This window comes from uncultured Polaribacter sp., assembly GCF_947497125.1.
Taxonomy (GTDB): Bacteria; Bacteroidota; Bacteroidia; order Flavobacteriales; family Flavobacteriaceae; genus Polaribacter.
On record NZ_CANMFI010000004.1, the window covers coordinates 274,129 to 299,117 of the forward strand.

The 24,989-nt window shown below is 31.1% G+C and carries 29 protein-coding genes; 22 read left to right on the top strand and 7 right to left on the bottom strand.

Going from position 1 to position 24,989, the window contains the following annotated elements; translation table 11 throughout:
• Positions 1-124: 124 nt before the first annotated feature.
• From Q0678_RS08265 to xrtF, 5 genes are all read right to left on the bottom strand, one after another.
• Complete coding sequence (locus Q0678_RS08265) at positions 125-538, bottom strand: heavy-metal-associated domain-containing protein (RefSeq protein WP_299056480.1); 414 nt, start codon at positions 536-538, stop codon at positions 125-127.
• 36 nt (positions 539-574) lie between these two features.
• Entirely contained in the window at positions 575-2,839 is a 2,265-nt protein-coding gene (locus tag Q0678_RS08270) for a TonB-dependent receptor (protein ID WP_299056482.1), read from the bottom strand.
• Between the two features lie 113 nt (positions 2,840-2,952).
• On the bottom strand, positions 2,953-3,357 hold the full coding sequence (locus tag Q0678_RS08275) for a hypothetical protein (RefSeq protein WP_299056484.1): 405 nt from the start codon (positions 3,355-3,357) through the stop codon (positions 2,953-2,955).
• A gap of 44 nt (positions 3,358-3,401) precedes the next feature.
• Positions 3,402-3,827, bottom strand: a complete 426-nt coding sequence (locus Q0678_RS08280) for an exosortase F system-associated protein (RefSeq protein ID WP_299056486.1) — start codon at positions 3,825-3,827, stop codon at positions 3,402-3,404.
• On the bottom strand, positions 3,824-4,360 hold the full coding sequence (xrtF, locus tag Q0678_RS08285; protein WP_299056488.1) for an exosortase family protein XrtF: 537 nt from the start codon (positions 4,358-4,360) through the stop codon (positions 3,824-3,826). Before xrtF ends, Q0678_RS08280 begins: the two co-directional genes overlap by 4 nt.
• A 48-nt stretch (positions 4,361-4,408) precedes the next feature.
• Here xrtF and Q0678_RS08290 point away from each other — a divergent pair, with 48 nt between their 5' ends.
• The 4 genes from Q0678_RS08290 (at position 4,409) to mreC (ending at position 8,447) form a co-directional block, all read left to right on the top strand.
• On the top strand, positions 4,409-4,864 hold the full coding sequence (locus tag Q0678_RS08290; protein WP_299056491.1) for a GAF domain-containing protein: 456 nt from the start codon (positions 4,409-4,411) through the stop codon (positions 4,862-4,864).
• Between the two features lie 98 nt (positions 4,865-4,962).
• Entirely contained in the window at positions 4,963-6,492 is a 1,530-nt protein-coding gene (gene purH, locus Q0678_RS08295) for a bifunctional phosphoribosylaminoimidazolecarboxamide formyltransferase/IMP cyclohydrolase (RefSeq protein ID WP_299056493.1), read from the top strand.
• A gap of 79 nt (positions 6,493-6,571) precedes the next feature.
• Entirely contained in the window at positions 6,572-7,600 is a 1,029-nt protein-coding gene (locus tag Q0678_RS08300) for a rod shape-determining protein (RefSeq protein ID WP_299056496.1), read from the top strand.
• A 19-nt stretch (positions 7,601-7,619) separates the two neighbouring features.
• A complete protein-coding gene (gene mreC, locus Q0678_RS08305) occupies positions 7,620-8,447 on the top strand; it encodes a rod shape-determining protein MreC (protein ID WP_299056499.1) in 828 nt (275 codons plus the stop codon).
• Between the two features lie 117 nt (positions 8,448-8,564).
• Here mreC and Q0678_RS08310 read toward each other — a convergent pair whose 3' ends face one another.
• Positions 8,565-8,747: a hypothetical protein gene (locus Q0678_RS08310; protein ID WP_299056502.1), complete on the bottom strand. Its 183-nt coding sequence runs from the start codon at positions 8,745-8,747 to the stop codon at positions 8,565-8,567.
• Positions 8,748-8,942: 195 nt separating this feature from the next.
• On the opposite strand from Q0678_RS08310, the gene mrdA reads away from it, so the two are divergent.
• Together mrdA and rodA are read left to right on the top strand one after the other, a co-directional pair.
• Complete coding sequence (gene mrdA, locus Q0678_RS08315) at positions 8,943-10,829, top strand: penicillin-binding protein 2 (RefSeq protein ID WP_299056504.1); 1,887 nt, start codon at positions 8,943-8,945, stop codon at positions 10,827-10,829.
• Complete coding sequence (gene rodA, locus Q0678_RS08320) at positions 10,810-12,090, top strand: rod shape-determining protein RodA (RefSeq protein WP_299056506.1); 1,281 nt, start codon at positions 10,810-10,812, stop codon at positions 12,088-12,090. Before mrdA ends, rodA begins: the two co-directional genes overlap by 20 nt.
• A 22-nt stretch (positions 12,091-12,112) precedes the next feature.
• On the opposite strand, the gene Q0678_RS08325 is transcribed toward rodA, so the two are convergent.
• Positions 12,113-13,186 (bottom strand): formylglycine-generating enzyme family protein, encoded by a 1,074-nt coding sequence (locus Q0678_RS08325; RefSeq protein ID WP_299056510.1) that lies wholly within the window; start codon positions 13,184-13,186, stop codon positions 12,113-12,115.
• A gap of 142 nt (positions 13,187-13,328) precedes the next feature.
• Here Q0678_RS08325 and Q0678_RS08330 point away from each other — a divergent pair, with 142 nt between their 5' ends.
• From Q0678_RS08330 to Q0678_RS08405, 16 genes are all read left to right on the top strand, one after another.
• Positions 13,329-13,985 carry a TetR family transcriptional regulator C-terminal domain-containing protein gene (locus Q0678_RS08330; RefSeq protein ID WP_299056513.1) on the top strand — a complete coding sequence of 219 codons (657 nt, stop codon included), beginning with the start codon at positions 13,329-13,331 and terminating at the stop codon, positions 13,983-13,985.
• Between the two features lie 23 nt (positions 13,986-14,008).
• Positions 14,009-15,313, top strand: a complete 1,305-nt coding sequence (locus Q0678_RS08335) for a lipopolysaccharide core heptose(II) kinase RfaY (RefSeq protein ID WP_299056515.1) — start codon at positions 14,009-14,011, stop codon at positions 15,311-15,313.
• Positions 15,313-15,933, top strand: a complete 621-nt coding sequence (locus tag Q0678_RS08340; protein WP_299056518.1) for a flavin reductase — start codon at positions 15,313-15,315, stop codon at positions 15,931-15,933. Before Q0678_RS08335 ends, Q0678_RS08340 begins: the two co-directional genes overlap by 1 nt.
• Positions 15,934-15,941: 8 nt before the next feature.
• Positions 15,942-17,363 (top strand): SDR family oxidoreductase, encoded by a 1,422-nt coding sequence (locus tag Q0678_RS08345; RefSeq protein WP_299056520.1) that lies wholly within the window; start codon positions 15,942-15,944, stop codon positions 17,361-17,363.
• A gap of 3 nt (positions 17,364-17,366) precedes the next feature.
• The gene (locus Q0678_RS08350; RefSeq protein WP_299056522.1) at positions 17,367-17,507 is read left to right on the top strand and encodes a DUF2256 domain-containing protein; all 141 of its coding nucleotides are present in this window, start codon (positions 17,367-17,369) and stop codon (positions 17,505-17,507) included.
• Positions 17,477-18,787, top strand: coding sequence for a DASH family cryptochrome (locus Q0678_RS08355; RefSeq protein ID WP_299056523.1), 1,311 nt, complete (start codon positions 17,477-17,479; stop codon positions 18,785-18,787). Before Q0678_RS08350 ends, Q0678_RS08355 begins: the two co-directional genes overlap by 31 nt.
• Before the next feature lies 1 nt (position 18,788).
• On the top strand, positions 18,789-20,321 hold the full coding sequence (locus Q0678_RS08360) for a cryptochrome/photolyase family protein (protein WP_299056525.1): 1,533 nt from the start codon (positions 18,789-18,791) through the stop codon (positions 20,319-20,321).
• Entirely contained in the window at positions 20,311-21,810 is a 1,500-nt protein-coding gene (locus tag Q0678_RS08365) for a cryptochrome/deoxyribodipyrimidine photo-lyase family protein (protein WP_299056527.1), read from the top strand. Before Q0678_RS08360 ends, Q0678_RS08365 begins: the two co-directional genes overlap by 11 nt.
• Before the next feature lie 66 nt (positions 21,811-21,876).
• The gene (locus tag Q0678_RS08370) at positions 21,877-22,299 is read left to right on the top strand and encodes a hypothetical protein (RefSeq protein WP_299056528.1); all 423 of its coding nucleotides are present in this window, start codon (positions 21,877-21,879) and stop codon (positions 22,297-22,299) included.
• 24 nt (positions 22,300-22,323) lie between these two features.
• On the top strand, positions 22,324-22,596 hold the full coding sequence (locus tag Q0678_RS08375) for a TIGR03643 family protein (RefSeq protein ID WP_299056531.1): 273 nt from the start codon (positions 22,324-22,326) through the stop codon (positions 22,594-22,596).
• A gap of 58 nt (positions 22,597-22,654) precedes the next feature.
• Positions 22,655-22,879 carry a hypothetical protein gene (locus Q0678_RS08380; protein ID WP_299056533.1) on the top strand — a complete coding sequence of 75 codons (225 nt, stop codon included), beginning with the start codon at positions 22,655-22,657 and terminating at the stop codon, positions 22,877-22,879.
• Between the two features lie 79 nt (positions 22,880-22,958).
• A complete protein-coding gene (locus Q0678_RS08385) occupies positions 22,959-23,174 on the top strand; it encodes a hypothetical protein (protein ID WP_299056535.1) in 216 nt (71 codons plus the stop codon).
• A 5-nt stretch (positions 23,175-23,179) separates the two neighbouring features.
• Positions 23,180-23,863 carry an SDR family NAD(P)-dependent oxidoreductase gene (locus tag Q0678_RS08390; RefSeq protein ID WP_299056538.1) on the top strand — a complete coding sequence of 228 codons (684 nt, stop codon included), beginning with the start codon at positions 23,180-23,182 and terminating at the stop codon, positions 23,861-23,863.
• A 12-nt stretch (positions 23,864-23,875) separates the two neighbouring features.
• Complete coding sequence (locus Q0678_RS08395; RefSeq protein ID WP_299056541.1) at positions 23,876-24,349, top strand: glutathione peroxidase; 474 nt, start codon at positions 23,876-23,878, stop codon at positions 24,347-24,349.
• A gap of 4 nt (positions 24,350-24,353) precedes the next feature.
• A complete protein-coding gene (locus tag Q0678_RS08400) occupies positions 24,354-24,524 on the top strand; it encodes a Lacal_2735 family protein (protein WP_299056544.1) in 171 nt (56 codons plus the stop codon).
• 3 nt (positions 24,525-24,527) lie between these two features.
• Entirely contained in the window at positions 24,528-24,989 is a 462-nt protein-coding gene (locus Q0678_RS08405) for a TspO/MBR family protein (protein ID WP_299056547.1), read from the top strand.

Consider the following 24,989-nt stretch of genomic DNA (forward strand, 5'->3'; position numbering starts at 1 on the left):
CTCTCTTTTATGAATAGATAGTTATTTAAAACATCTAGGTTATTTCTACTTTATAGAGAAACATTGATAAAAAAATCCGTTAGAAATAATTCTAACGGATTTTTATTTGAAAGCAACTTAAGGATTATTTTTCTTGTTTTGTAAAACCTCCATCATGCTCTAAAACAATTTCACTGTCTCTGTACTTACAACATGGGTGCACAGATTCATAAGCCTCTTTTGCTGAAACCAATTTTCTGCCTTTTTCTAGCAAAATATCATGTCCTATAGCTAAAATATTTTTTTGTACAGCTGCTACTGCTGTCTTTCGCTCGTCTAAAATTAAATTTAGTTGATGTGTTTTTACATCCCAAATAGCAAACTTTACTCCTTTGGTTTTTAAAGAAGCTGTTTCTATTCGTTTTTTACACATCCCACAAATACCATCTACCGTAAGTGTAATTTTGGCGTTTTTATTTTTTTTAATTTCTTTTTTTTCTTGTGCTTGAAAAGAAAAGCCAATCAAACACAAACTGAATACTACTATTATTTTTTTCATTTTTATTAATTATAATTTGTTAAACTTTTATGTAGCTTATTTTATTTTAAATCTTAAACCTGCATAGATAGCGCGTCCAAAAATTGGCGAATACACAATTGTGGTATCAAAATTTACACCAAAAGGATCATCACTTGCTAAAATAGGATTTTTTTGTTGCACATTGGTCAAGTTTTCTCCACCAACATACACTTCAAATTTATCAGAAAACACTCTTGTTACTTGCATGTTTATCAAACTAAAAGGATCAGAAAATGCTGGTAATTGATATTGAACAGGATTAGAAACTGTTCTTGGTAATCGTTGTTTGCCAATGTTGTTGTAGGTGGCATCAAACTTCCATTGCGCGCCATTTTCTTTTACTGCTGTTTCATAAGAAACATTTGCAAAAACTCTATTTCTAGGCTGTAATGGCTTTTGTAAACTCCCACTTTTATAATCAGTAAACACATTAAAATATTTGTAAGCAGCTCTAAAATCGAAACCCTTTGCCAAATTATAATTCAATTCTACCTGAAAACTATCTGCAATACTACGACCCTTTAAATCGTAAAAAGAAATTTCTTGTGGATTTTCCCAATCTACTACCACCTGATTTGTAAAATCTGTTCTGTAATAATCAAAAGTAAAATCTCCTTTTTTAGCAAATAAAGTGAACTTTTGTAAATACGAAACTCCGTAATTCCAAGCAATCTCTGGGTTTAAACCATATATAGCCCCACCTACATTGTCTATATGTATTTGCCTAGAACTTGCAAATAATTGCTGATTTTCTGCAAAAATACTGGCGCTTCTCTTACCTCTTCCTGCAGAAGCTCTAAAAACACCATTTTGCCAAGGAGCATATCTTAAATGCAATCTAGGAGTAATAAAAGTACCTAATAAATTGTGCGTATCTACTCTAAGACCAGCAGTTAAACTAAAATCGTCTAGATTATCAAAAGCATATTCAAAAAAAGCACCTACCGAAGTTTCTTTTCTATTAAAATCTGTTCTATTTACCAACTCTACAAAACGATCATAGGTATAACTAATACCTGTTTTAAACTTATTTCTAGTATCGCCAATAATAGAATTGAAAAGTAAATTAGAATAAAAGCTTTCTTGCTGAATGTCATAGTTATTTACCCCAAAATAAGAATCTTGTTCATGGTTGCTGTAAGCAAGCTGAACACCAAAAGTTTGGTATGGTAATTCTGGAAAAACATACCCTAACTTTGCAGAAGTTTCAAATCGTTTGGTTTGTATTTCACTCCCCCAAATTTCGCTTCCATTTAATGTAGTGTTTGGATATACTCTATCTTTTTCTGGATTAAAGTTAAGATTACCTGTCTGTTTAGTATCTGATAAAAAACGCGCATTCAAAAAACCAATCCAACCTTTTTGAGCATCGGTATATTGCCAACGGTTCATAACATTTATCTGATTTGCCAGCGGTGCATCTAAAAAACCATCCTTATTATTGTCAAATTTTTCACCTCTGTAATTCCCATGAATATACAAACCAGACTGCCATTTGTCTGATATTTTTTCATTAAAATGGGTATTGACCTCTAGTCTACCATTTAAAGAACTATAGGCATTTAAAAAGAATTTGTTATCAGAAAAAGGCTTTACCAGTTCTGCATTTATTTGTCCAGAAATACTCTCGAAACCATTTACAACAGAACCTGCACCTTTTGTAATTTGAATGCTTTCTACCCAAGTACCTGGTGTAAACGTAAGCCCGAAGGCTTGAGCCGCTCCTCTTATAGAGGGCACATTTTCTTGTGTAATTAACAAATACGGACTCTTTAAACCCAACATTTGTATTTGTCTGGTTCCTGTTAAAGCATCCGAAAAACTAACATCTATAGACGGATTGGTTTCAAAACTTTCTGCAAGGTTGCAACAAGCAGCTTTTAACAACTCATCATTATTTACTGTAAACATATTTGCAGTTGCAAATAATGATTTTTGTACTGCCTTTCTTTTTGTTTGAATTGTAATTTCCTCTAAATTACTTTCTGGCGTAATAAAATGATGTATTGGCTTTAAATTGGTAATTGTAAGCGTATCTGTTTTGTAACCAAGATAACTAATTACTAACTTTTTGTATTCTTTTTTATAAGGAATGGTAAACCATCCTTTTTCATTGGTAACAGCACCTACATTTGTATTTAACCAGTTTACAGTTGCGCCATTAACACCTAAATTATCTTTGGGATTTTGTTTGTCCATTATCATTCCCTTTAACTCATTTTGAGCATAAAAAGACGTGGATAAAAGCAGTAAGAAACTACTTATAAAAAATATTTTCATTGATTTTTATTTGAAATTTGAGATTCGTTTTTTTTAAATTCCGATTGTAGGGAATTAAAAGCTCAAAGGAATTACAACAACAAGAGTTGATATAAAATCTTTGTATTCAAAAATCAAATTAAAAATACTTGGAATAAAACCTGATAATTTTTGGGTATTTCAGGTGGATGTAATTCTTTGCAAACAGTTTTCTTAGTTTCTTTAGGAAGAAATAAATCGTTGTAAGAAACTAAGAATGAAGTTAAAAATTGTTGTTTTAAAAGATCAAAATCGTCTGTAGAAGCATGCTGCAATTCATCTTGACCTTCTATTTTTTGCAATTCGTCTTTGCAACAATTCTTCTTTTTCTTTACAGCAGTTTGTTCCATTTGCATACCACAATCAGCTGCATTGCCTGTAAAAGAAACATCCATAAGAAAATCTCCACAATAATGACTTTCTACCGTAAAAGAAAAGGTAGAAAACAACACTAATAGTGTTAGTAAAACAGTCGTTATTTTAAGAAATAGTTGTTTCATTACAAGTGCAAATTTACAAAATGTAACACAAAAAAATTGTTAAATTACTTGTTACTTAATTTTTGAAAGTAAAATGCTGGTAATAGAATTAATAAAAATAGTGGGTGAATGATAAACCTACGAATGTAAAACGGTAATAAATAACCACTTTCAAATTGATCTTTTAAAAGAAATGCAAAGGTTGTAATAAGCATCACAAAAGCAATTGCATAAAAACAAACTGTAACCTTTACATAGTCTTTACGCAGAAAAAGTAACCAGATAATTGCAATGCTTATAATAGAATTTAAAAAATACCTGAAGCACATATCTTTTATTAAACGTAAACTATCTATTTCTGGAATATTACCATACAAATAATCATTTTTAAAATAAAAAATTAAAGGATCGTAAAATAATTCTTTAGAAAAACCTCTTATCAAAAATAAGAAAGCTATTAAAAGGAACACTATTTTTAGGTATTTGTTCATTTTTTGTAGTTTGAAAATTTTTCTACCCAAAGTACCCAAAGCATAAACACAGCACCATAAATAATAGCAGGAAAAACAATACTATGCAACAAATCTTGCTGTTGTGGATATTTATAAATAAGAACTGTTAAAATTGCAATCCTAATAATATTAATAATGTAAATAAATACACTTCCTAAAACCGAAAAAACAACAGTCGCTTTTAAACTGCCTGTAAAAGCAATGATAAATGCAACAAATAAAATAATCATACTAATAGAGTTACACCCTTCTATTACTCTAGCAGTAAATCTATTATTAAGTATAAGTTTTACAGACAGCTCTTCTTCATGTTGTTCTGCAACAGCATTATAACCAAAAAAATCTAACAAACTAACGGTTTGGCTAGCTACTAAAGCAGTAATTGGTGCCGTTTTAAAAGTAGGTTGTTTTTGTTGCGTTTTTTGTAAATAACCATTATAAACGGTTACCAATAAAAAGTAAGTCACAAAAAATTTTACTAAAAAAAGGATTACATTTTTATTCTTTCGCATATAAATTTAAATTAATTTTGCACTTTATTGCCTAACGAATATACAAAAATGAAGATAGATTTATTAAAAAATAAGATTGATATAATTTTAGCATCAAAAGAAACCAAAGAAAACAAACTACAAGCTATTTGTGATATGTTAGAGAAAGAAGTTTCTTACTATGATTGGGTTGGTTTTTATTTTAAAAACGGAGATAAAGAAGAGTTGAAATTAGCGCAATATACTGGTGAAGAAACCGAGCACACGATCATCCCTTTCGGAAAAGGAATTTGTGGCCAAGTGGCTGTTAGTAACCAAAATTTTGTGGTACAAGACGTTTCTGAGCAAGACAATTATATTTCTTGCGGATGGAAGGTGAAATCTGAAATTGTAATTCCTATTTTTATTGAAGGAGAAAATATAGGACAGATAGACATTGACTCTCATACTGCCAATATTTTTACGCCGTTAGATGAGCAACTTTTAGAATATGTTTGTAAAGAAGTGGTAACAATTTTAAATTAAAACATGTAATTGTTAACTAAAAGCTCTTTTTGTTATTATCTTTTATTGCCTTAGAAGTTTGCTTTCTCTAAATTTGCTTGCTTAACAACACAACACAAATGAGCACTTCAAAAACAATAAAATCCGCATTAATTTCGGTATTTCACAAAGATGGTTTAGCACCAATCGTAAAAAAACTTAACGAATTAAACGTAACTATTTACTCTACCGGAGGCACCGAAAAATTTATTAAAGAATTAGGTATTGACGTAGTTCCTGTAGACGAAGTTACCTCTTACCCATCTATACTTGGCGGAAGAGTAAAAACATTGCATCCTAAAGTTTTTGGAGGTATTTTAAACAGACAAGACAACGCAAGTGATATTGCTGAATTGGCAGAATATAACATTCCGCAAATAGATTTGGTAATTGTAGACTTATATCCGTTTGAAAAAACAGTAGCTTCTGGTGCGCCAGAACAAGATATTGTAGAAAAAATTGACATTGGTGGGATTTCTTTAATTAGAGCATCAGCAAAAAACTTTAAAGACACTTTTACAGTTTCTTCTATGGATCAATATGATGATTTCTTAGAAATTTTATCCGCTAACAAAGGCACAACTTCTATCGAACAAAGAAAGAAATTTGCTGCTAAATCTTTTAATATTTCTTCTCACTACGACACTGCAATTTTTAACTATTTTAATGCTGATGAAACGCCTGCTTTAAAAGTTAGCGAAACCAAAGCACAAGTGTTGCGTTACGGAGAAAACCCTCATCAAAAAGGATATTTCTTTGGAGATTTAGAAGCAATGTTTGATAAATTACACGGTAAAGAATTAAGCTACAACAACTTACTAGATGTAGATGCTGCTGTAAATTTAATAGAAGAATTTAAAGGAGAAGCGCCAACTTTTGCAATTTTAAAGCACAACAATGCTTGTGGTTTTGCACAAAGAGAAAGCATACACCAAGCATATGTAGATGCTTTGGCAGGAGATCCTGTATCTGCTTTTGGTGGTATTTTAATAGCAAATACAGAAATTGATGCTGCTACTGCAACAGAAATTCACAAGTTGTTTTGCGAAGTTGTTATTGCTCCAAGTTTTTCAGACGAAGCTTTGGCTATTTTAAAAGGAAAAAAGAACCGAATTATTTTAATTCAAAAACAAGTTGCTTTACCAACAACAACTATTAGAACTTGTTTAAATGGTAATTTGGTACAAGACAAAGATAATATTACAGATAGCTTAGCAGATTTAAGTTATGCAACAAATAGCAAACCTTCTGAAGCAGAATTAGAAGATTTATTATTTGCCTCTAAGTTATGTAAAAACACCAAATCGAACACAATTATTCTTGTAAAAAACAAGCAATTGTTAGCTGGTGGAACAGGCCAAACAAGTAGAGTTGATGCGCTAAACCAAGCCATAGAAAAAGCAACATCTTTTAAATTTGATTTGCTAGGTAGTGTTATGGCAAGTGATGCTTTCTTCCCATTTCCGGACTGTGTAGAAATTGCAGACAAAGCAGGTATTAAAAGCGTAATTCAGCCAGGAGGTTCTATCAAAGATCAATTAAGTATTGATTATTGCAACGCTCATAATATATCTATGGTAATGACTGGCACAAGACATTTTAAACATTAATTATTTATAGCGTATTTACAATCAGAATTTTAGTAGATTTGTAACAAGACAGTTAAAATAATACAACAAAAATATTTTTATGGGTTTTTTTGATTTTATGACGGAAGATATTGCGATCGATTTAGGAACCGCAAATACGTTGATAATTCACAATGGAAAAGTGGTTATTGATAGTCCTTCTATTGTTGCTAGAAACAGAATTTCTGGACAAATTATAGCAATAGGTAAAGAGGCCAATTTGATGCAAGGAAAAACGCATGAAAACATCAAAACAATTCGCCCTTTAAAAGACGGTGTAATTGCAGATTTTGAGGCTTCTGAGCAAATGATTAAAGAGTTTGTAAAACAAATTCCATCCATAAAAAAGAAATTATTTCCACCTGCATTAAGAATGGTTATTTGTATCCCTTCGGGAATTACAGAAGTAGAAAAACGTGCTGTACGTGACTCTGCTAAACATATGAATGCAAAAGAAATTTATTTAATATACGAACCAATGGCAGCAGCAATTGGTGTGGGTATAGATATTATGGAACCGAAAGGAAACATGATTATAGATATAGGTGGTGGTACTACAGAAATAGCCGTAATTGCACTTGCAGGGATTGTTTGTGATCAATCTGTAAAGGTTGCTGGAGATTTATTTACCAATGACATTATGTACTACATGCGTACACAACACAACCTACATGTTGGAGAAACTACCGCAGAAAAAATTAAAATTACCATTGGTGCTGCCACAGAAGATTTAGAAACACCACCAGATGAAATGCTTGTTCAGGGTAGAGATTTATTAAGCGGAAAACCAAAACAGGTACAAGTATCATACAGAGAAATTGCCAAAGCATTAGACAAATCTATTCTAAGAATAGAAGATGCTGTAATGGAAACTTTATCAAAAACACCACCAGAATTAGCGGCAGACATATATAATACTGGTATTTATTTAGCAGGTGGTGGCTCTATGTTAAGAGGTTTAGACAAGCGTTTGTCTAGAAAAACAGACTTGCCTGTTTATGTTGCAGAAGACCCTTTAAGAGCTGTTGTAAGAGGAACAGGGATTGCCCTAAAAGAATTAAAAAAATACAAAAGCGTTTTAATGAAATAGATGCAACTAACAGATAACAATGCAGCAAATTATTTATTTTTTTCAGAAGTTTAGGTATTTTCTGTTTTTTTTATTTTTAGAGTTTATTGCTCTTACATTTATATTTAATAATCTTAATTTTCATAAAAGCAAACTTGTTAACTCTACAAACACATTAACGGGTGGTTTGTTTGAAACGCTTAACAATTCTGCAAATTACTTTGACCTAAAATCAAAAAACCTCTCTTTATCAGAAGAAAATACTCGATTAAGAAACCTGTTAGCTAAAAAAAGCACGAATTCTACAATAGAAGATTCTGTAATAACAGATACCACCAGCTACAATCAAAAATATGCCTACACAAATGCTAAGGTTATAAATAACAACTACACAAAAGCGTTTAATTTTTTAACTATAAATAAAGGGGCAAATCAAAATATTTCAAAAGAAATGGCCGTTATTAATAGCAAAGGAATTGTTGGTATAACAGAACACGTTGGAAATAAATATACTCGTGTACAATCTATTCTTAACAAAAAAAGTAAAATTAACGCTCGTCTAAAAAATACTGGATATTTTGGTACTTTAAGCTGGAATGGTGAAAACTATAAAAATGTTCAACTCTCAGACATCCCTAGGCAAGCTCCCTTAAATATTGGAGATACTATTGAAACTGGTGGAAAATCAACTATTTTCCCTGAAGGAGTTTTAATTGGCGCTGTAACAAATGTTGGAGAAAAAAACACCATTAATAACACCATAGAAGTAACATTATTTAATGATATGAGCAATCTTAACTATGTAAATGTTATTAAAAACTTTGATAAAATTGAAATACAACAAATAGAAAATAATATCGATGAATAAAACGATTAACCTCATATTTATTTTTATTTCTCTTTTACTTCTTCAGGTATTTGTATTAAATAACATCAATTTTCTGAACACAATTAATCCTTATTTATACATTGCCTTTGTGTTTATTTATCCTTTAAAAGAAAATAGATTTCCTTTTTTATTTTTTAACTTTTTACTAGGGTTATGTATAGATTCTTTTTCTGATTCTGGCGGTATACATGCTTTTTCCACTTTATTTATAGCATATTTTAGAGTCTCTTTTGTGAAAATTTTTTTCAAAAAAATTCCTGCAGACTTTTCTTTTTTCAATTTAAAATCTGAACCATTTGGCAAGGTCTTTAATTATGTGGTTACTTTAACAGTCATTCATCATTTTATTTATTTTTGTTTTGCTAACTTTAGTTTTCAAAACCTATCAATGGTATTCCTAAATACTTTGTATACAACTATCTTTACAGTAATACTTTATTTTATAGGAACTACTATTTTTAATAAAAGTCAATAATGAAAAGAAGGTATTTACTCTATTTTTTTATTACCGCAATGGGGTTAATTTACATTGTTAGGCTTTTTCAATTGCAAGTAATTAAAGGCAGCAATTACGACCCCATACATAACTCTGCTGTAAAAATAGAATACGATTACCCAGAAAGAGGTTATGTGTACGACAGAAACAACAAACTACTTGTTGCGAATCAATTATCTTATGATGTAATGATTCAACCCAATCAAGTAAGGCCATTAGATACCCTAGAATTTTGCAACTTACTTAAAATTGATAAAGAAAATTTTCTTAAAAGGTTTCGAAGAGCAGAAAATTATGCAACCTACTTACCTTCTGTATTTTTAAAACAATTGGCAAAAGAAGACTTTGCATTCTTACAAGAAAAACTTCATAAATACGCTGGTTTTTTTATTCAAAAAAGAGTTATTAGAGAATATCCTGTAAGTGCTGCTGCAAATGTTTTAGGCTATATAAGTGAAGTAAATGAGGCACTTGCTAAAGAAAACAAGTATTATCAAGCAGGTGAATTGGTAGGAAAAGATGGTATCGAAAGACAATATGAAGATTACTTAAGAGGTATTAAAGGAAAAAAATACCTTCAAAGAAACAACCTCAACAAGGTTACTGGCGCCTATCTAGATGGTAAATACGATACGTTACCAGAAAACGGAAAAGATTTAACGTTAACATTAGATATCGAATTACAAGCGTATGCACAAACGTTAATGAATGGTAAAAGAGGCGGTATTGTTGCGTTAGAACCAGAAACCGGAGAAATACTAGCTTTAGTTACAGCACCTTCTTACGACCCAAATATGTTGGTAGGAAGAAAAAGATCTAAAAATTCTATTCTTCTGTTTAACGATACCATTAGCAAACCTTCTTACGATAGAGGCCTATTAGCTGCATACGCACCTGGATCTCCTTTTAAAATGATGAATGCTTTAATTGGTCTTGAGGAAAATGTAATTAACCATAAAACAACTTTTAGATGTTATAACGGTTATAGATATGGTAAAAAAGAGAGTGATTTTATGGGATGCCATTGTGGTGTATTTGGCAAGCCAATTAACCTAAAAACAGCCATTGCTAAGTCTTGTAACAGTTATTTTTCTAACACCTACAAAAGAATTGTAGAAAAAAACAACAATCCGTCAGAAGGGTTAGACTCTTGGCATCGTCATGTTAGTAGTTTTGGTTTAGGAGATTATCTTGGGTACGACTTACCTGCCGGAAGCCCAGGATTGATACCTGATGGTAAATATTACGACAAAAGATACAAATATGCCTGGAATGGCTCTACAAATATTTCGAATGCAATCGGACAAGGAGAAATTTTAACAACTCCTATTCAATTGGCAAATTTTACAGCAGCAATTGCTAATAAAGGCTACTTTTTTACTCCTCATATCTTAAAAAAAGTAAACAAAAAACCAATACAAGACCCGAAATATACAATTGCAAAAAAAACAACTATCAATCAAAAACATTTTACCCCTGTTATAGAAGCAATGCATGAAGTTTTTAAAAGCGGAACAGGTAAATACAACCAAGTAAAAGGGATTGAAATTTGTGGAAAAACAGGGACTGCTGAAAATTTTACAAGAATTAACGGTACCAAAATACAGCTACCAGATCATTCAATTTTAGTAGCTTTTGCGCCTAAAAAAAATCCTAAAATAGCATTGGCTATTTTTGTTGAAAACGGAGGTTATGGTTCTACCATTGCAGCACCTGTAACTAGCTTAATTATCGAAAAATATTTAACTGGACAAATATCAAAAGAAAATAAATATAGAGAAAAAAGAATGTTATCATTAAGTTTAACAGACATTTACGATAAACTTCACCAAAAACCAGAAGAAATTGCGTCAGGAACGAAATAACATCTTTGCAGAAATCGATTGGATTTTAGTTGGTCTTTTTATTGCTTTAGTTGGCTTTGGATGGATGAATATTTATGCGGCATCTAAAAATGAAGAAAACACACAAATACTAGATTTTACAACCAAGTATGGAAAACAAATTATCTGGATAGCACTTAGCTTACCAATGATTATAATTATTCTGTTTTTTAACGCAAAGTTTTATGAACGCTTTTCTGGTATTTTCTATTTGCTGTCATTGCTCATACTAATTTTATTGTTTCCGCTGGGTAAAGAAATAAATGGTGCAAAATCTTGGTTTAATTTTGGTTTTATGGGACTACAACCCTCAGAATTTGCAAAAGCATTTACAGCATTGGCTGTTGCAAAACTATTAAGTGACCGACAATATAATTTAGGCTTGGTTAAAAATCAAATTAAAGCTTTTATCATCATTTTTACCCCTGCATTTTTAATTATTATGCAACCAGATGCTGGTTCTGCAATAATTTATTTGTCGTTCTTCTTTGTTTTAAACAGAGAAGGATTAACGTTAAACTATATTTTATTCGGATTTATAACGCTACTTATTTTTATTTTAATTATTCTTTTTGGGCACCTAACCATACTTACAACATTACTAAGCTTACTAACAATAGGTGTTGTATATGCAATTTACAAAGGCGGAAAAATATTTTTTAGATTTAACTGGTACAAGATTTTAGGGCTGTATGCTATCATTTTTCTTTTTACTTTAGGAACAGAGTATGTTTATAATGATATTTTTAAACAACACCAAAGAGATCGTTTTGAAGTGTTATTAGGCTTAAAAATAGACAAGTCTAATATTGGGTACAACTCGTATCAATCAGAATTAACCATTAGTTCCGGCGGAATAAGTGGTAAAGGTTTTTTACAGGGAGATTTAACTCAAGGAGATTTTGTACCAGAACAACATACCGATTATATTTTTAGTACCATCGGAGAAGAATGGGGTTTTTTAGGAAGCACACTTGTTATTATTCTTTTTCTTCTACTTCTGTACCGAATTATTTATCTAGCAGAAAGCCATACTAATAAATTCGGACGAATCTATGGTTACGGTGTTGCATCCATATTATTTTTTCATATTGCGATAAATATAGGAATGGTAATCGGCTTAATGCCAACAATTGGTATTCCACTACCATTTTTTAGTTATGGAGGCTCTTCTCTTTGGGGTTTTACTATTTTACTTTTTATCTTTATTCGTCTTGACGCTCATAAAGATTATGATTGGTAAAATATTTTAACCAAATTAAAAACTACTTACCTAATAACATTTTTTCTGTTGCTACGGTTCTAAAACCAATATGATCTGAGCTAGAACTTGGCTCCATGCCCATTTTTGCAGAAATTCTAAAACTTGCACAATAAGAGGCATGACATAAAAAAGAGCCACCTTTCATTACATATTCTAATTGATAAGGATTTGCTGGTGAAAATGATTTTTCTGCTCCAGTAGGGTTGTTTAAAACCTCATTAGGCGTTAACGAACTGTAATACTTAACATTAAAAAGATCAGAAGTAATTTCCCAAACATTACCTGCCAAATCATAAATCCCAATATTATTTGCAGGGTATGATTTTATTGGAGAAATATATTCAAAACCATCTTCAGATACATTTACCGTAGGAAATTGACCTTGCCAAGTATTGGCATTCGCATTTAATTTTTCGGGGTTATTACCCCAAGAAAAAATATTATTTGTTTGATTGCCTTGCGCAGCAGACTCCCACTCTGCCTCTGTAGGCAATCTTCTATTTGCCCATTTACAATATGCTAAAGCATCTGCAAAACTTACATGCACAACTGGGTAGTTGTCTTTGCCATCTATAGAACTACCGGGGCCTTCTGGCTGTCTCCAATTGGCACCAATTTTCCATGTCCACCATTGTTGATAGTTATCCATAGAAACTATTTTACCGGCATTTTTATTAAAAATTAAACTTCCAGGTTGCAAAATAGAATCTGCAGGTTTCGGGGTATTGGCTGGTAAATCTTTTTTAATCTCATCCCAGTCTATCGGCTTTTCTGCTGTTGTTACATAATTTGTAGCAGCTACAAAAGCTTTAAATTTTTTGTTAGTCACTTCTGTTGCATCTATGTAAAAACCATCAACATATACTTCATGTGCTGGTTTTTCTCGCATCATCGCATAAGAATCGCTTTGTTTAGCGCCCATTAAAAAAGTTTTAGAAGGTACCCAAACCATTCCTTTTGGAGTCTGGACAGATGAATTAATTTCTGATTGTATATTTTTATTTTTTTTACTATCTGTACAAGAAAGCAATAAAAATAGGCCTAAATACGCTAGGTTTCTATAAGTAAATATCATGATGTCTTTTTATCAAAACAAATATAAATATTCTTTTTTTTGTTTGTGATGATCACAACATAAACATTAACAAAATATTATTGTTTAACAAATAACCAAATAACCTAAACATTTTGTATCTTTGTATTAAAATTCTAATCATATGGCTCGCAAAAAAAACATTACTAAAGACAATTTGATTTCATGGTATATGGAATTTGTTTTAGAAAACAATCATCAACCGAAAACAATATTCAGTTTTGCAAAAGAAAACAACTTCGACGAAGCAGAGTTTTATAAATTTTATGGCTCTTTTGAAGCAATAGAAGCATCTATCTTTTCAGAGTTTTTTAATCATACACTTCACATATTAGAAAAAAGTGAAGACTACGCAGACTATGACTCTAGAAATAAATTATTAAGTTTCTACTTTACATTTTTCGAAATTTTAACTGCAAACAGAAGCTATGTTGTTTATGCTCTAGAAAAAGCCAAAAAAGATATTAAGAAGCTTAAAACATTACAGTCTTTAAAAACAGTATTTACAAAGTATATAGAAGCTTTAAATATTGAAAGAATTGAGTTAAAGCAAGAAACTTTAGAAAAGATACAAAACACCTCTATCAAAGAGACTTCTTGGGTTCATTTAATGATAACACTTAAATTTTGGTTAGACGACACCTCTTCTTCTTTTGAGAAAACAGACATTTTTATAGAAAAATCAATCAATGCACGTTTTGATCTTATGGATATAAAACCATTGAAAAGCATTATTGATTTTGGTAAATTTATTTTAAAAGAGAAAGTAAATTTTAATTAAAATAAATTTTACAACAAAACAGCATGAAAACGATAGACTCTATACCTACATCAAAAATACAACGCGCCTCTAAACTAGTTTCTACTGGTGCTAAAATTGGGGTAAATTACCTAAAATATTATGGTGATAAAATTACCAAAACAGAAGATGAAGCAAAAGCCAGGTTAAATGAAAATAATGCCGAAGACATTTACGATGGTTTAAAGCAATTAAAAGGAAGCGCACTTAAAGTTGCTCAAATGCTAAGTATGGAAAAAAGTATTTTACCTGCTGCATATGTAGAAAAATTTTCGCTTTCACAATTCTCGGTTCCACCACTTTCTCCGGCATTGGTCTCTAAAACTTTTAAAAATTATTTTGGAAAAAATCCAAATGAAATTTATGACAAGTTTGATTTAGTTTCTGTAAATGCTGCAAGTATAGGTCAAGTTCACAAAGCCGAAAAAAATGGAAAAAAACTAGCTGTTAAAATACAGTACCCAGGTGTTGCACAAAGTATTGCTTCAGATCTATCATTGGTAAAGCCAATTGCTGTTAAAATGTTTAATATTAGAGGCAAAGATTCTGATAAATACTTTAAAGAAGTAGAAAACAAATTAGTAGAAGAAACCAATTATGTGCTAGAAGTTGAACAAAGCAAAGCAATTGTTGCAGCTTGTAAACACATCCCGAATTTAAACTTTCCGAATTATTATCCTGAATTGTCTTCTGATAGAATTATAACTATGGATTGGATGCAGGGTGTGCATCTTTCTGAATTTAGTACAGACAATCAAGAGGTATCAAATAAATTAGGGCAAGCACTTTGGGATTTTTACATGTTTCAGATTCACAATCTAAAAAAGGTACATGCGGATCCACATCCTGGAAATTTTTTAATTTCTCCTGAAAACGAATTAATCGTCATCGATTTTGGTTGTATGAAAACAATTCCTATGGATTTTTATGTTCCGTATTTTGAATTGGCAAAACCAGAAAACATAGAAAATCCAGTGTATTTTGAGGAAAAATTATTTGAACTAGAAATTTTAAGAAAAGACGATTCTAAAGAAGAATTAGATTTTTTTAGAGCTATGTTTCACGAAATGCTGAGTTTGTTTACACAACCATTTCATCAAGAAGTTTTCGATTTTTCTGACGAAGTTTTCTTCGGAAAAATATCAGACCTTGGTCAAAAATATGCCAAAAGCACAGAGTTAAAAAACATGAATGGCAATAGAGGCTCTAAGCATTTTATTTACATTAACAGAACCTTTTTTGGCTTGTATAACTTAATGCATGATCTAAAGGCAAAAGATGTAAAAATCAACAATTTTAAATCTCTATAATGGCATTTTTCAACAGAAAAGATATAGACAGTTTAGACAAAATCTATAAAATTAATTTAATTAATAGCTGCTCTGGTTTTAAATCTGCCAATTTATTAGGCTCTATTTCAACAGAAAAAATTACAAACGTTGCCGTTTTTAGTTCTGTCATACATTTAGGCTCTAATCCGCCAACATTAGGTTTTATACTTCGCCCTACAACAGTACCAAGAAATACCCATAAAAACATAAAAGATACCGGAGTTTTTACCATCAATCATATTTGGGAAAGCATTATTGAAGACGCACACCATACCTCTGCGAAATACCCAGATGCTGTTTCTGAGTTTGATATGACTGGTTTAGAAGAAGAATACAAAGGCAATTTTAAAGCCCCTTTTGTAAAAAATGCTCCAGTACAAATGAGCATGAAATTTATAGAAGAAATATATGTACCCTCTAACGATGTAATGCTAATTGTAGCTCAAATTGAAGAATTATATGTAGAGGATGCGTTGCTTAAAAAGGATGGTTTAATTAATTTATCTGAAGGAAATGTAGCTACAATAAATGGTTTAGACACCTACGCAATTCCTAAATTTAAACAACAATTGTCTTACCAAAGACCAAAAAAAGTGTAACAATTACAATGAAAATTTTAGTAACAGGTGCAACAGGTTATATTGGCAAAAGATTAATACCCTTGTTACTAAATGATGGGCACAAAGTAATTTGTGCCGTTAGAGATAAACAAAGAGCACAACTGTATTTTAAAGATCGTAAAAACATCACTATTTTAGAGGTAGATTTTTTAAATGCACAGAGCTTAACACAACTTCCAAAAGATATAGAAATTGCTTATTATTTGATACATTCTATGTCTAACTCTGTAAAAGAGTTTCATGTTTTAGAAGAAAAATGTGCTTTCAACTTTAAAAGATTTGCAAAAACCACATCTCTTAAACAAGTTATCTATTTAAGTGGTATTACCAACGACACTAAACTATCTAAACATTTACTTTCAAGAAAAAATGTAGAAAACACATTGTCTTCTAAAAAATATGCATTAACCACTTTTAAGGCAGGTATTATAGTGGGTTCTGGTAGTTCTTCTTTTGAAATTATTAGAGATATCGTAGAAAAACTTCCTTTTATGATTGCTCCTAAATGGTTAAATACTAAAACTCAACCGCTGGGTATTAGAGATGTATTGTCTTTTTTACACAAAGCAATCGGAAAAGAAGAATTGTACAACACCTCTTATGATGTTTTTGGCCCTGAAGTTCTTACCTACAAAGAAATGCTGTATCAATTTGCAGCTGTTAGAAAATTAAAAAGATATATTCTAACTGTTCCTGTAATGACTCCCAAATTATCTTCTTACTGGCTATATTTTGTAACCTCAACATCCTACAAGTTAGCGAGTTCTTTGGTAAATTCTATGGGCGTAGAAGTAATTGGTAAAAAAAGTAACATCAACCAAATATTAGAGGTAACACCAATGTCTTACAAAGAGGCCGTAGAATTTGCTTTTGTAAAAATTAAACAAAATAGTATTATTTCTAGCTGGAAAGACTCTTACATAAGCAGCGGCAAATTAAAAAACTATGTGCACGAATTTATAAATGTACCCAAGCATGGTTGTTTTAAAGATTTTAAACAAAGAACTATAAAAGACAAAGAAAAATCTTTGGATAAAATATGGGCAATTGGCGGAGAAACAGGTTGGTATTATGGCACTTTTCTTTGGAAAATTAGAGGGTTTATAGATCAGTTTTTTGGTGGTGCTGGTTTAAGACGTGGCAGAAGACACCCTAACGAATTAAATGCTGGTGACGCGTTAGATTTTTGGCGTGTTATTTATGCTGATAAAACAAAAGGAAAGCTACTACTCTATGCTGAAATGATTTTGCCTGGAGAAGCATGGTTAGAATTTAAGATTGAAGACAACAAGTTAAAACAAACAGCAACATTTAGACCACATGGTGTTGCTGGTAGATTGTATTGGTATAGTGTAATGCCGTTTCATTGGTTTGTTTTTAATGGAATGATTAGAAACCTAAATAAATAATTTTTGAAAAAACAACACCTTCCAGAAAAAACATGCATTGTTTGCAATCGACCATTTACTTGGCGAAAAAAATGGGAGAAAAACTGGGAAAACGTTAAATATTGTAGTAAAAAATGCAGCAGCAACAAGGACAAAATGGCTTAGTTTGGTTTCGTAATAATTTACGGGTAAACGACAACGCATCATTAAAAAAAGCAACTGAAAATCATCAAAAAGTAATTGCTGTTTATTTTTTTGATCCTAAACTTTTTAAAACTGATGCTTTTGGATTTCAAAAAACAGCAAAATTTAGAGCAAAATTTTTAATCGAAACCATTGCAGATTTAAAGAAAAATTTAGCAGACTTAAATATTACATTGTTCACTTATTTTGAAAGTCCTGAAGATAAAATAGCAGAAATTTGTACGCAATTTTCTATCAGTAACATCTATAGTCAAAAAGAATGGACAACCGAAGAAATTACCACAAACCATCGTGTAAAAGAACAACTTTCTAAAGAGACTACTTTGGTCGAAGAATACGATCAGTTTTTGTACCACCCAAATCTTGTTTCTACAGATTTTTCTAACATTCCTAATGTGTTTACCGTTTTCAGAAAAAAACTTGAAAAGTATGTTTCAATTTCAGAAGAAGCAACTGCAACCAAATGCTCTAAAGAAAATCTGGCAGAAAATAACACCAAAATACCAACTTTAAAAGACTTGGGTTTTGATGAGTTTGAAGTACCAACAAAAACTGCTTTTCCTTTTTTTGGTGGAGAAACCGAAGCATTAAAAAGAATTGATGCCTACTTTTTTGAAACAAAAAAAGTAGCGTTTTACAAGAAAACTAGAAACGGACTGATAGGCACAGATTACAGTACAAAATTTTCTGCTTGGCTTGCAAACGGAAGTATTTCTGCGAAAACCATTTACTACAAAATTAAAGAATTTGAAGCAGAATTTGGCGCTAATCAATCTACCTATTGGGTAATCTTCGAATTGATTTGGAGAGATTATTTTAAATACATTTCTTTAAAATACGACACTAAAATTTTTAAGATAGGCGGCATTTTAGACAAAGAATACCAATGGTACAACTATCAAAAAGACATTAACAAATGGATTCATGGCGAGACTAAAGATGACTTTGTAAATGCAAATATGATAGAACTGCAACAAACTGGCTGGATGAGCAATCGAGGCAGACAAAATGTAGCCTCTTATTTTGCAAAAGAGTTATTGTTAGATTGGAGAATTGGGGCGGCTTACTTTGAATCTGTCTTAATAGATTATGATGTGCACAGCAATTATGGCAATTGGATGTATGTTGCTGGTGTTGGCAATGATCCTAGAGACCGAAAATTTAATACTCAACTGCAAGCAGAGCGCTATGATGCAAACCATAAATTTAGAAAATTATGGTTAGAAAAAACCTTGTTTTAAAATGAAAAAACTTAGATTAATTTTAGGCGACCAGCTAAACAGTGAACATTCTTGGTTTCAAGAAAAAGATAAAAACACGATCTACTGTCTTTTCGAAATGCGTCAAGAAACAGATTATGTTGTGCATCACATACAAAAAGTGGTGGGCTTTTTTGCTGCAATGCGAAACTTTGCATCAACCCTAAAAAAAGCAGACCATAAAGTAATTTACTTTGCATTAAACGATTCTAAAAACACCCAAAGCTTAACAGAAAATTTAGCTCTATTAATTGCAGAGCATAGTATTGAAAAGTTTGAATATTTAGCTCCAGACGAATATCGACTAGACCAACAATTAAAAGTATTTTCTGATACACTTCTAATAAATGTTGAAGTGTTTTCTACAGAACATTTTTACACCGAAAGAAACGAATTAAAAACTTTTTTTAAGGGTAAAAAGCAGTTTCTGATGGAAAGCTTCTACAGAAACATGAGAAAAAAGCACCAAATAATGGTGGTAAATGACCAGCCAGAAGGTGGCAAATGGAACTATGATGCTAGCAACAGAAAAAAGTGGAAAGGAGACACTTTAATTCCGCCAGAAATTAGTTTTGATAATGATGTAACCGATATTTTACAAGATATTAATGAAGCCAATGTAAAATATATTGGCAACATAAACGCAAAGTATTTTGAATACCCAATTTCTAGAGAGCAATCTTTAGAGCAACTACGTTATTTCTGCGAACACTTGTTAATTTATTTTGGCGATTATCAAGATGCAATGCATACTGATAAAATTTACTTGTTTCATAGTAGAATTTCTTTTGCTATGAACACGAAAATGATTGCTCCAAAAGAAATTGTAGATACTGTTTTATCAACTTACAGAGCACAAGAAAACACCATAGACATTTCTCAAGTAGAGGGTTTTATTAGGCAAATTTTAGGTTGGCGAGAATACATGAGAGGCATGTATTGGATGCTAATGCCCGATTATAAAAAAGAGAATTTTTTAGAAAATAAAAACAAGCTTCCTAACTTCTTTTGGACGGGTAAAACGAAGATGAACTGTTTAAAAAATGCCATAAACAACTCTTTAGAAAATGGTTATGCACATCACATACAACGGCTAATGGTTACGGGTAATTTTGCACTGTTAACGCAAATAGATCCAGATGAAATAGACGCTTGGTATTTGGGTATCTATGTAGATGCAATTGAATGGGTACAGCTACCAAATACGCGAGGTATGAGTCAGTTTGCAGATGGTGGTAAAATTGCTACAAAACCTTATGTTTCTAGTGGAAGTTACATTCATAAAATGGGGAATTACTGCGATGCTTGCCATTATAAAAAGGCCAAAAAGTTTGAAGATGATGCTTGTCCGTTTAATGCATTGTATTGGAATTTTCTTGAGGAAAAAAAAGAAAAACTTGCCTCAAACTTTAGAATGAGAATGATGTTCAGCGTGCTCAATAAGATGTCAGTTGATGACAGAATTAAAATTAAAGAGAAAGCCAATCACATAATAGAAAACTTAGATGCATACTAACAAAGAAGAAATACAAGTTGTTTGGTTTAAAAGAGATTTGCGTCTGCAAGACAATGAGGCTATATACAATGCTTTGCAAACCAATAAACGCGTACTTTTTATGTATGTTTTTGAACCTTCGTTGATTTCTGATCCGCATTATGATGATCGTCATTGGAACTTTATAAAAGAGTCTATAGAAGATCTAAACAAAGACTTAAAAATTTACAATAGTAAAGTTTTATGTGTACAAACCGAGGTTGTTACTGCGTTTAATCAGCTTTTAGAAACCTACAATATAGCAACTGTTTATTCGCACCAAGAAACAGGACTTTTAAAAACCTACAATAGAGACAAAGAGTTTACTAGATATTGTAGAAATAACTCCATTGCATGGTTAGAAAATAACAACAATGGTGTTTTAAGAGGTTTGTTAAACAGAGAAGATTGGTTTGAAAAATGGGAAGATTACATGTATGCTGCTCAATTTAAAACCGTTTTACAATCAGAAAAATTACTTACAATAGAAGAAATTAACAAACTAGAAAATTACTTTAATTCTGTAAATTTAGAAACCCCAAAAAAGGCACCTTTTCAAAAAGGAGGCTCAAGAATGGCATGGAGATATGCGAATACATTTTTTGATGACAGACATAAAAAATACATGTCTCACATTTCTAAACCTGCACTAGCAAGAGAAAGTTGTAGTAGATTATCTCCCTACATTGCTTGGGGAAATGTATCGATACGGCAAATTTATCAGAAGGCACAACAACATAAAAACGCGCAAAATAAAAAGCATTTAAGCGCATTTTCGTCCAGACTTCGTTGGCAAGCACATTTTATTCAAAAGTTTGAAATGGAGCATACCATGGAAAATGCAAGTATTAACAAAGGGTTTCAAAAACTAAAAAAAAGTATTTCAATAGAGTATCAAAATGCATGGGAAAAAGGCCTTACAGGTTTCCCTTTGATTGATGCCAGTATGAGATGCTTGACAGAAACTGGCTACCTTAACTTTAGAATGCGCGCAATGTTGGTTTCTTTTTTTACACATATTTTATGGCAACCCTGGCAAGCTTCATCACAACACTTATCTAAATTGTTTTTAGATTTTGAACCTGGTATTCATTTTCCACAACTGCAGATGAATGCTGGTGAAACTGGTATAAATCTGGTGCGCATTTACAACCCGATAAAAAACAGTTTAGAACATGATGAAGATGCTGTATTTATAAAAAAATGGTGTCCGGAACTAGCGCATTTACCTATTTCTTTTATTCACGAACCTTATTTAATGACTCCGTTAGACCAGCAATTTAACAATTTTGAATTAGGAGTTAATTACCCAAAACCTATTGTAGATATTAAAGTTGCAAGAAAAAAAGCCAGCGATGTTCTTTGGAATATGAAAAAAAACAAGCAGGTTAGACTAGAAAGTAATCGAATTCTTAAAAAACACCTTTTATCTAAAGGAGAACGATTGATTGACAGTAATAATAGTGAATAATAAATTTATGTTAATTTTTGTTTAACATTAATCGATAATAGTTAAACATTTATTATATTTGCATAGATGATTTACAACACTACACACAAAAACAAAGAATCGGACACATTGATAGACAATCTATTGGGTAAATCGTATTCTTTTTTTGAAGCCCTAAAAAAGGGTGGTGTTGGTTCTAAAAGGATGATTATTGACGATGTTAGTGTTGGCTTTAAAAAGTACATGAATGTGGTTTCTGACATCAATTATGGAAATATTGAAATAAGAGAAAAAGGAATTTTAATTCACATCAATAAAGGCTTAACAAATTTTAGCTGGCCAATTCCATTTTATCAGTTGCATACATACAAAACAAATGGTTTAAGTATTCATGCATGTGGGAATTTCATCCGCTTTAAGAACAATAAACTATTGAAAGAAAATAAGAAAATTATTGATAAAATTATAAATTTAAAGATAGAAAATAATAAAAACTATGAGTTTTTATAGACTCTTATTTTAACCTTATTTGTTATGAATTTTGATGCAATAACTACAGATCGTATAATTGAAATGGCTTGGGAAGACAGAACTACTTTTGATGCTATTAAATTTCAATTCGGACTTAAAGAACAAGAAGTTATTGACTTGATGCGGAAAGAAATGAAGCCTAAAAGCTTTAAACTTTGGAGAGAAAGAGTACAAGGAAGAAAAACAAAACATGAAAAATTAAGAACCTTTGCCAAAGGACGTTTTAAATGTACAAGGCAAAGAACAATATCTAACAATAGTATCTCTAAAAGATAACTATAGATAAAAAAGCAAATTAAAATAATTTGCATTGCTAAAAATTAAAATTTAAAATATGGAGTTAGTTAAAAAAGCTTTAGAATTTGAAACCAGAAAAAGAAGATTTCCTACTACTAGCGATCGAATTTTGGCAGCTAGAGAAGCAAAAGAATTAATTTTAAGTTTGAATGAAATTTACAAAGAAAATAAAGATGCAAAACTCATGGATATCATGAAGCGTTTAACATTAATCAAACAAAAAATAGAACGAAGATTAAAGGGAAAACCACTTACTGCATAATAAATCAAATTTCTTCTTGCATTTCTAACTTTTATAATTATATTGGAAAAATTATAGAATAACATACAGAATACAAAGAATGAATTTATTAGAGAGAGCTGTAGAATTTGAGACAAGAAAATTCTCATTTAAAACTACAAGTGATAGAATATTAGCCTCTAGAGAGGTAAAAGCTTTAATACTTGAGCTAAATGAAGTATATAAATTAGAAAAAGACCCTGAAATTATGGATCTTATGAAGCGCCTAACTGCTGTTAAACAAAAAATAGAAAAGCGCTTAAAAGGAAGACGATAAACTTTATGAATAAAATTTTAGTGATTGGAGGAAGTAAAGGAATTGGAAATGCAATTTTAACTTCGTTAGTTGAAAAACACTCAGTTATAAATATAAGTAGAACAGCTCCTTTGCTTTCTAACACTAATTTAACCCACTACTCGTGTAACATTCTTACCGATGAACTACCGGCTATTGAAGAAATAGATACTTTAATTTATTGCCCTGGTAGCATTAATCTTAAACCAATATCTAGACTAAAACTAGAAGACTTTAGAGATGATTTTGAAATTAATGTTGTAGGAGCTGTAAAAGCAATTCAACATTATTTACCTGCTTTAAAGAAAGGAAATAAACCTTCAATTTTACTTTTTAGTACTGTTGCAGCTAAATTAGGCATGCCTTTTCATGCTAGTGTTGCCGCAGCAAAATCTGCTGTAGAAGGTCTTACAAAATCTTTAGGCGCAGAATTTGCACCAACCATTCGTGTAAATGCTATAGCACCGACAGTTACAGAAACAGATTTAGCATCTAAATTGCTACGTAATGAAAGAATGATAGAGAATATTACAGAACGTCATCCTCTTAAAAAGTTTCTAAAACCAAATGAAGTAGCAGATTTAGCTACCTTTTTAATTTCTGAAAAAGCCAGCTCTATTTCTGGGCAAATTTTTGAATTAGATTGTGGTATAGTAAGCTTTAAAATATAATAAATACGTCTTATGAATATTTACGATATCGAGATCAATAGTCTCCAAAATAAGCCTATCCAATTGTCAACGTTTAAAGGAAAATATATCCTTTTTGTAAATGTAGCTTCTAAATGTGGTTTTACACCTCAATACAAAGAGCTAGAAACACTTAGCGAAACCTACAAAGAAAACTTAGTGGTTATTGGAGTTCCTTGCAATCAGTTTGGCAAACAAGAACCAGGAAATTCTGATGAAATTCAAGAATTTTGTGAGGTTAATTATGGTGTATCTTTTTTAATGACAGAAAAAATATCTGTTAAAGGAGAAGAACAGCACCCACTCTATCAATGGCTTACCAATAGAAAATTAAACAACAAAAAAAGTTCTTCTGTAAAATGGAACTTTCAAAAGTATCTAGTCTCAAAAGACGGATTGTTGATTGATTATTATTTTTCGATCACAAAACCTTTGAGCTCTAAAATAACAAAACACTTAACACAATAAAGATATGTTTGGTCTATTTAAAAAGAAAAGTGAGTTAGAAAAATTACAACTGTCTTACAAGAAAATAATGGAGGAAGCTTTTAAACTTCAATCTGTAAATAGAACAGAGAGCGATAAAAAATATTTAGAAGCAGACAATATCTTAAAAAAGATAGATGCTTTAAAAGGCGCATAAAACATGAAGCTACTTAAGAGCACATTCTTTTTTTTAATCATTAATTTTGGAAGTTTAGCAATTGGAAGCTGGCTGATGAACAATGGTCCTTTAGAAGAATGGTATCAAAATTTAAGCCAAGCTCCTTGGACACCACCTGGCTATGTTTTTGGCATTGCTTGGACCATAATTATGATTTGTTTCTCTGTTTATCTAGCGAAACTATTTGAACCTAAATATTCTTTAAAACTTGTCTTAATTTTTGCTTTTCAATGTGTTTTAAACATTAGTTGGAACTACATTTTTTTTAACAGACACCTAATTTTACTTGGCTTCATAACCATATTAATTTTAACAGTACTGCTAAACTATTATTATTTTAAAATTAGCAAAAACATGGGTGCGTATAAATACTTATTACTCCCTTATGTAATTTGGCTATATATTGCCACCTCTCTTAACTTATACATACTTATTTACAATTAG

Excerpts from the sequence above, each read along its gene's own strand:
- Q0678_RS08400 (WP_299056544.1), top strand. The coding sequence starts at position 24,354 with ATGTTTGGTCTATTTAAAAAGAAAAGTGAGTTAGAAAAATTACAACTG.
- Q0678_RS08275 (WP_299056484.1), bottom strand. The coding sequence starts at position 3,357 with ATGAAACAACTATTTCTTAAAATAACGACTGTTTTACTAACACTATTA.
- Q0678_RS08330 (WP_299056513.1), top strand. The coding sequence starts at position 13,329 with ATGGCTCGCAAAAAAAACATTACTAAAGACAATTTGATTTCATGGTAT.
- Q0678_RS08370 (WP_299056528.1), top strand. The coding sequence starts at position 21,877 with ATGATTTACAACACTACACACAAAAACAAAGAATCGGACACATTGATA.
- Q0678_RS08405 (WP_299056547.1), top strand. The coding sequence starts at position 24,528 with ATGAAGCTACTTAAGAGCACATTCTTTTTTTTAATCATTAATTTTGGA.
- Q0678_RS08340 (WP_299056518.1), top strand. The coding sequence starts at position 15,313 with ATGGCATTTTTCAACAGAAAAGATATAGACAGTTTAGACAAAATCTAT.
- Q0678_RS08375 (WP_299056531.1), top strand. The coding sequence starts at position 22,324 with ATGAATTTTGATGCAATAACTACAGATCGTATAATTGAAATGGCTTGG.
- Q0678_RS08325 (WP_299056510.1), bottom strand. The coding sequence starts at position 13,186 with ATGATATTTACTTATAGAAACCTAGCGTATTTAGGCCTATTTTTATTG.
- Q0678_RS08360 (WP_299056525.1), top strand. The coding sequence starts at position 18,789 with ATGAAAAAACTTAGATTAATTTTAGGCGACCAGCTAAACAGTGAACAT.
- Q0678_RS08270 (WP_299056482.1), bottom strand. The coding sequence starts at position 2,839 with ATGAAAATATTTTTTATAAGTAGTTTCTTACTGCTTTTATCCACGTCT.
- Q0678_RS08395 (WP_299056541.1), top strand. The coding sequence starts at position 23,876 with ATGAATATTTACGATATCGAGATCAATAGTCTCCAAAATAAGCCTATC.
- Q0678_RS08280 (WP_299056486.1), bottom strand. The coding sequence starts at position 3,827 with ATGAACAAATACCTAAAAATAGTGTTCCTTTTAATAGCTTTCTTATTT.
- Q0678_RS08380 (WP_299056533.1), top strand. The coding sequence starts at position 22,655 with ATGGAGTTAGTTAAAAAAGCTTTAGAATTTGAAACCAGAAAAAGAAGA.
- purH (WP_299056493.1), top strand. The coding sequence starts at position 4,963 with ATGAGCACTTCAAAAACAATAAAATCCGCATTAATTTCGGTATTTCAC.
- Q0678_RS08345 (WP_299056520.1), top strand. The coding sequence starts at position 15,942 with ATGAAAATTTTAGTAACAGGTGCAACAGGTTATATTGGCAAAAGATTA.
- Q0678_RS08290 (WP_299056491.1), top strand. The coding sequence starts at position 4,409 with ATGAAGATAGATTTATTAAAAAATAAGATTGATATAATTTTAGCATCA.
- mrdA (WP_299056504.1), top strand. The coding sequence starts at position 8,943 with ATGAAAAGAAGGTATTTACTCTATTTTTTTATTACCGCAATGGGGTTA.
- Q0678_RS08335 (WP_299056515.1), top strand. The coding sequence starts at position 14,009 with ATGAAAACGATAGACTCTATACCTACATCAAAAATACAACGCGCCTCT.
- Q0678_RS08385 (WP_299056535.1), top strand. The coding sequence starts at position 22,959 with ATGAATTTATTAGAGAGAGCTGTAGAATTTGAGACAAGAAAATTCTCA.
- Q0678_RS08355 (WP_299056523.1), top strand. The coding sequence starts at position 17,477 with ATGCAGCAGCAACAAGGACAAAATGGCTTAGTTTGGTTTCGTAATAAT.
- Q0678_RS08265 (WP_299056480.1), bottom strand. The coding sequence starts at position 538 with ATGAAAAAAATAATAGTAGTATTCAGTTTGTGTTTGATTGGCTTTTCT.
- xrtF (WP_299056488.1), bottom strand. The coding sequence starts at position 4,360 with ATGCGAAAGAATAAAAATGTAATCCTTTTTTTAGTAAAATTTTTTGTG.
- Q0678_RS08365 (WP_299056527.1), top strand. The coding sequence starts at position 20,311 with ATGCATACTAACAAAGAAGAAATACAAGTTGTTTGGTTTAAAAGAGAT.
- Q0678_RS08390 (WP_299056538.1), top strand. The coding sequence starts at position 23,180 with ATGAATAAAATTTTAGTGATTGGAGGAAGTAAAGGAATTGGAAATGCA.
- Q0678_RS08300 (WP_299056496.1), top strand. The coding sequence starts at position 6,572 with ATGGGTTTTTTTGATTTTATGACGGAAGATATTGCGATCGATTTAGGA.
- mreC (WP_299056499.1), top strand. The coding sequence starts at position 7,620 with ATGCAGCAAATTATTTATTTTTTTCAGAAGTTTAGGTATTTTCTGTTT.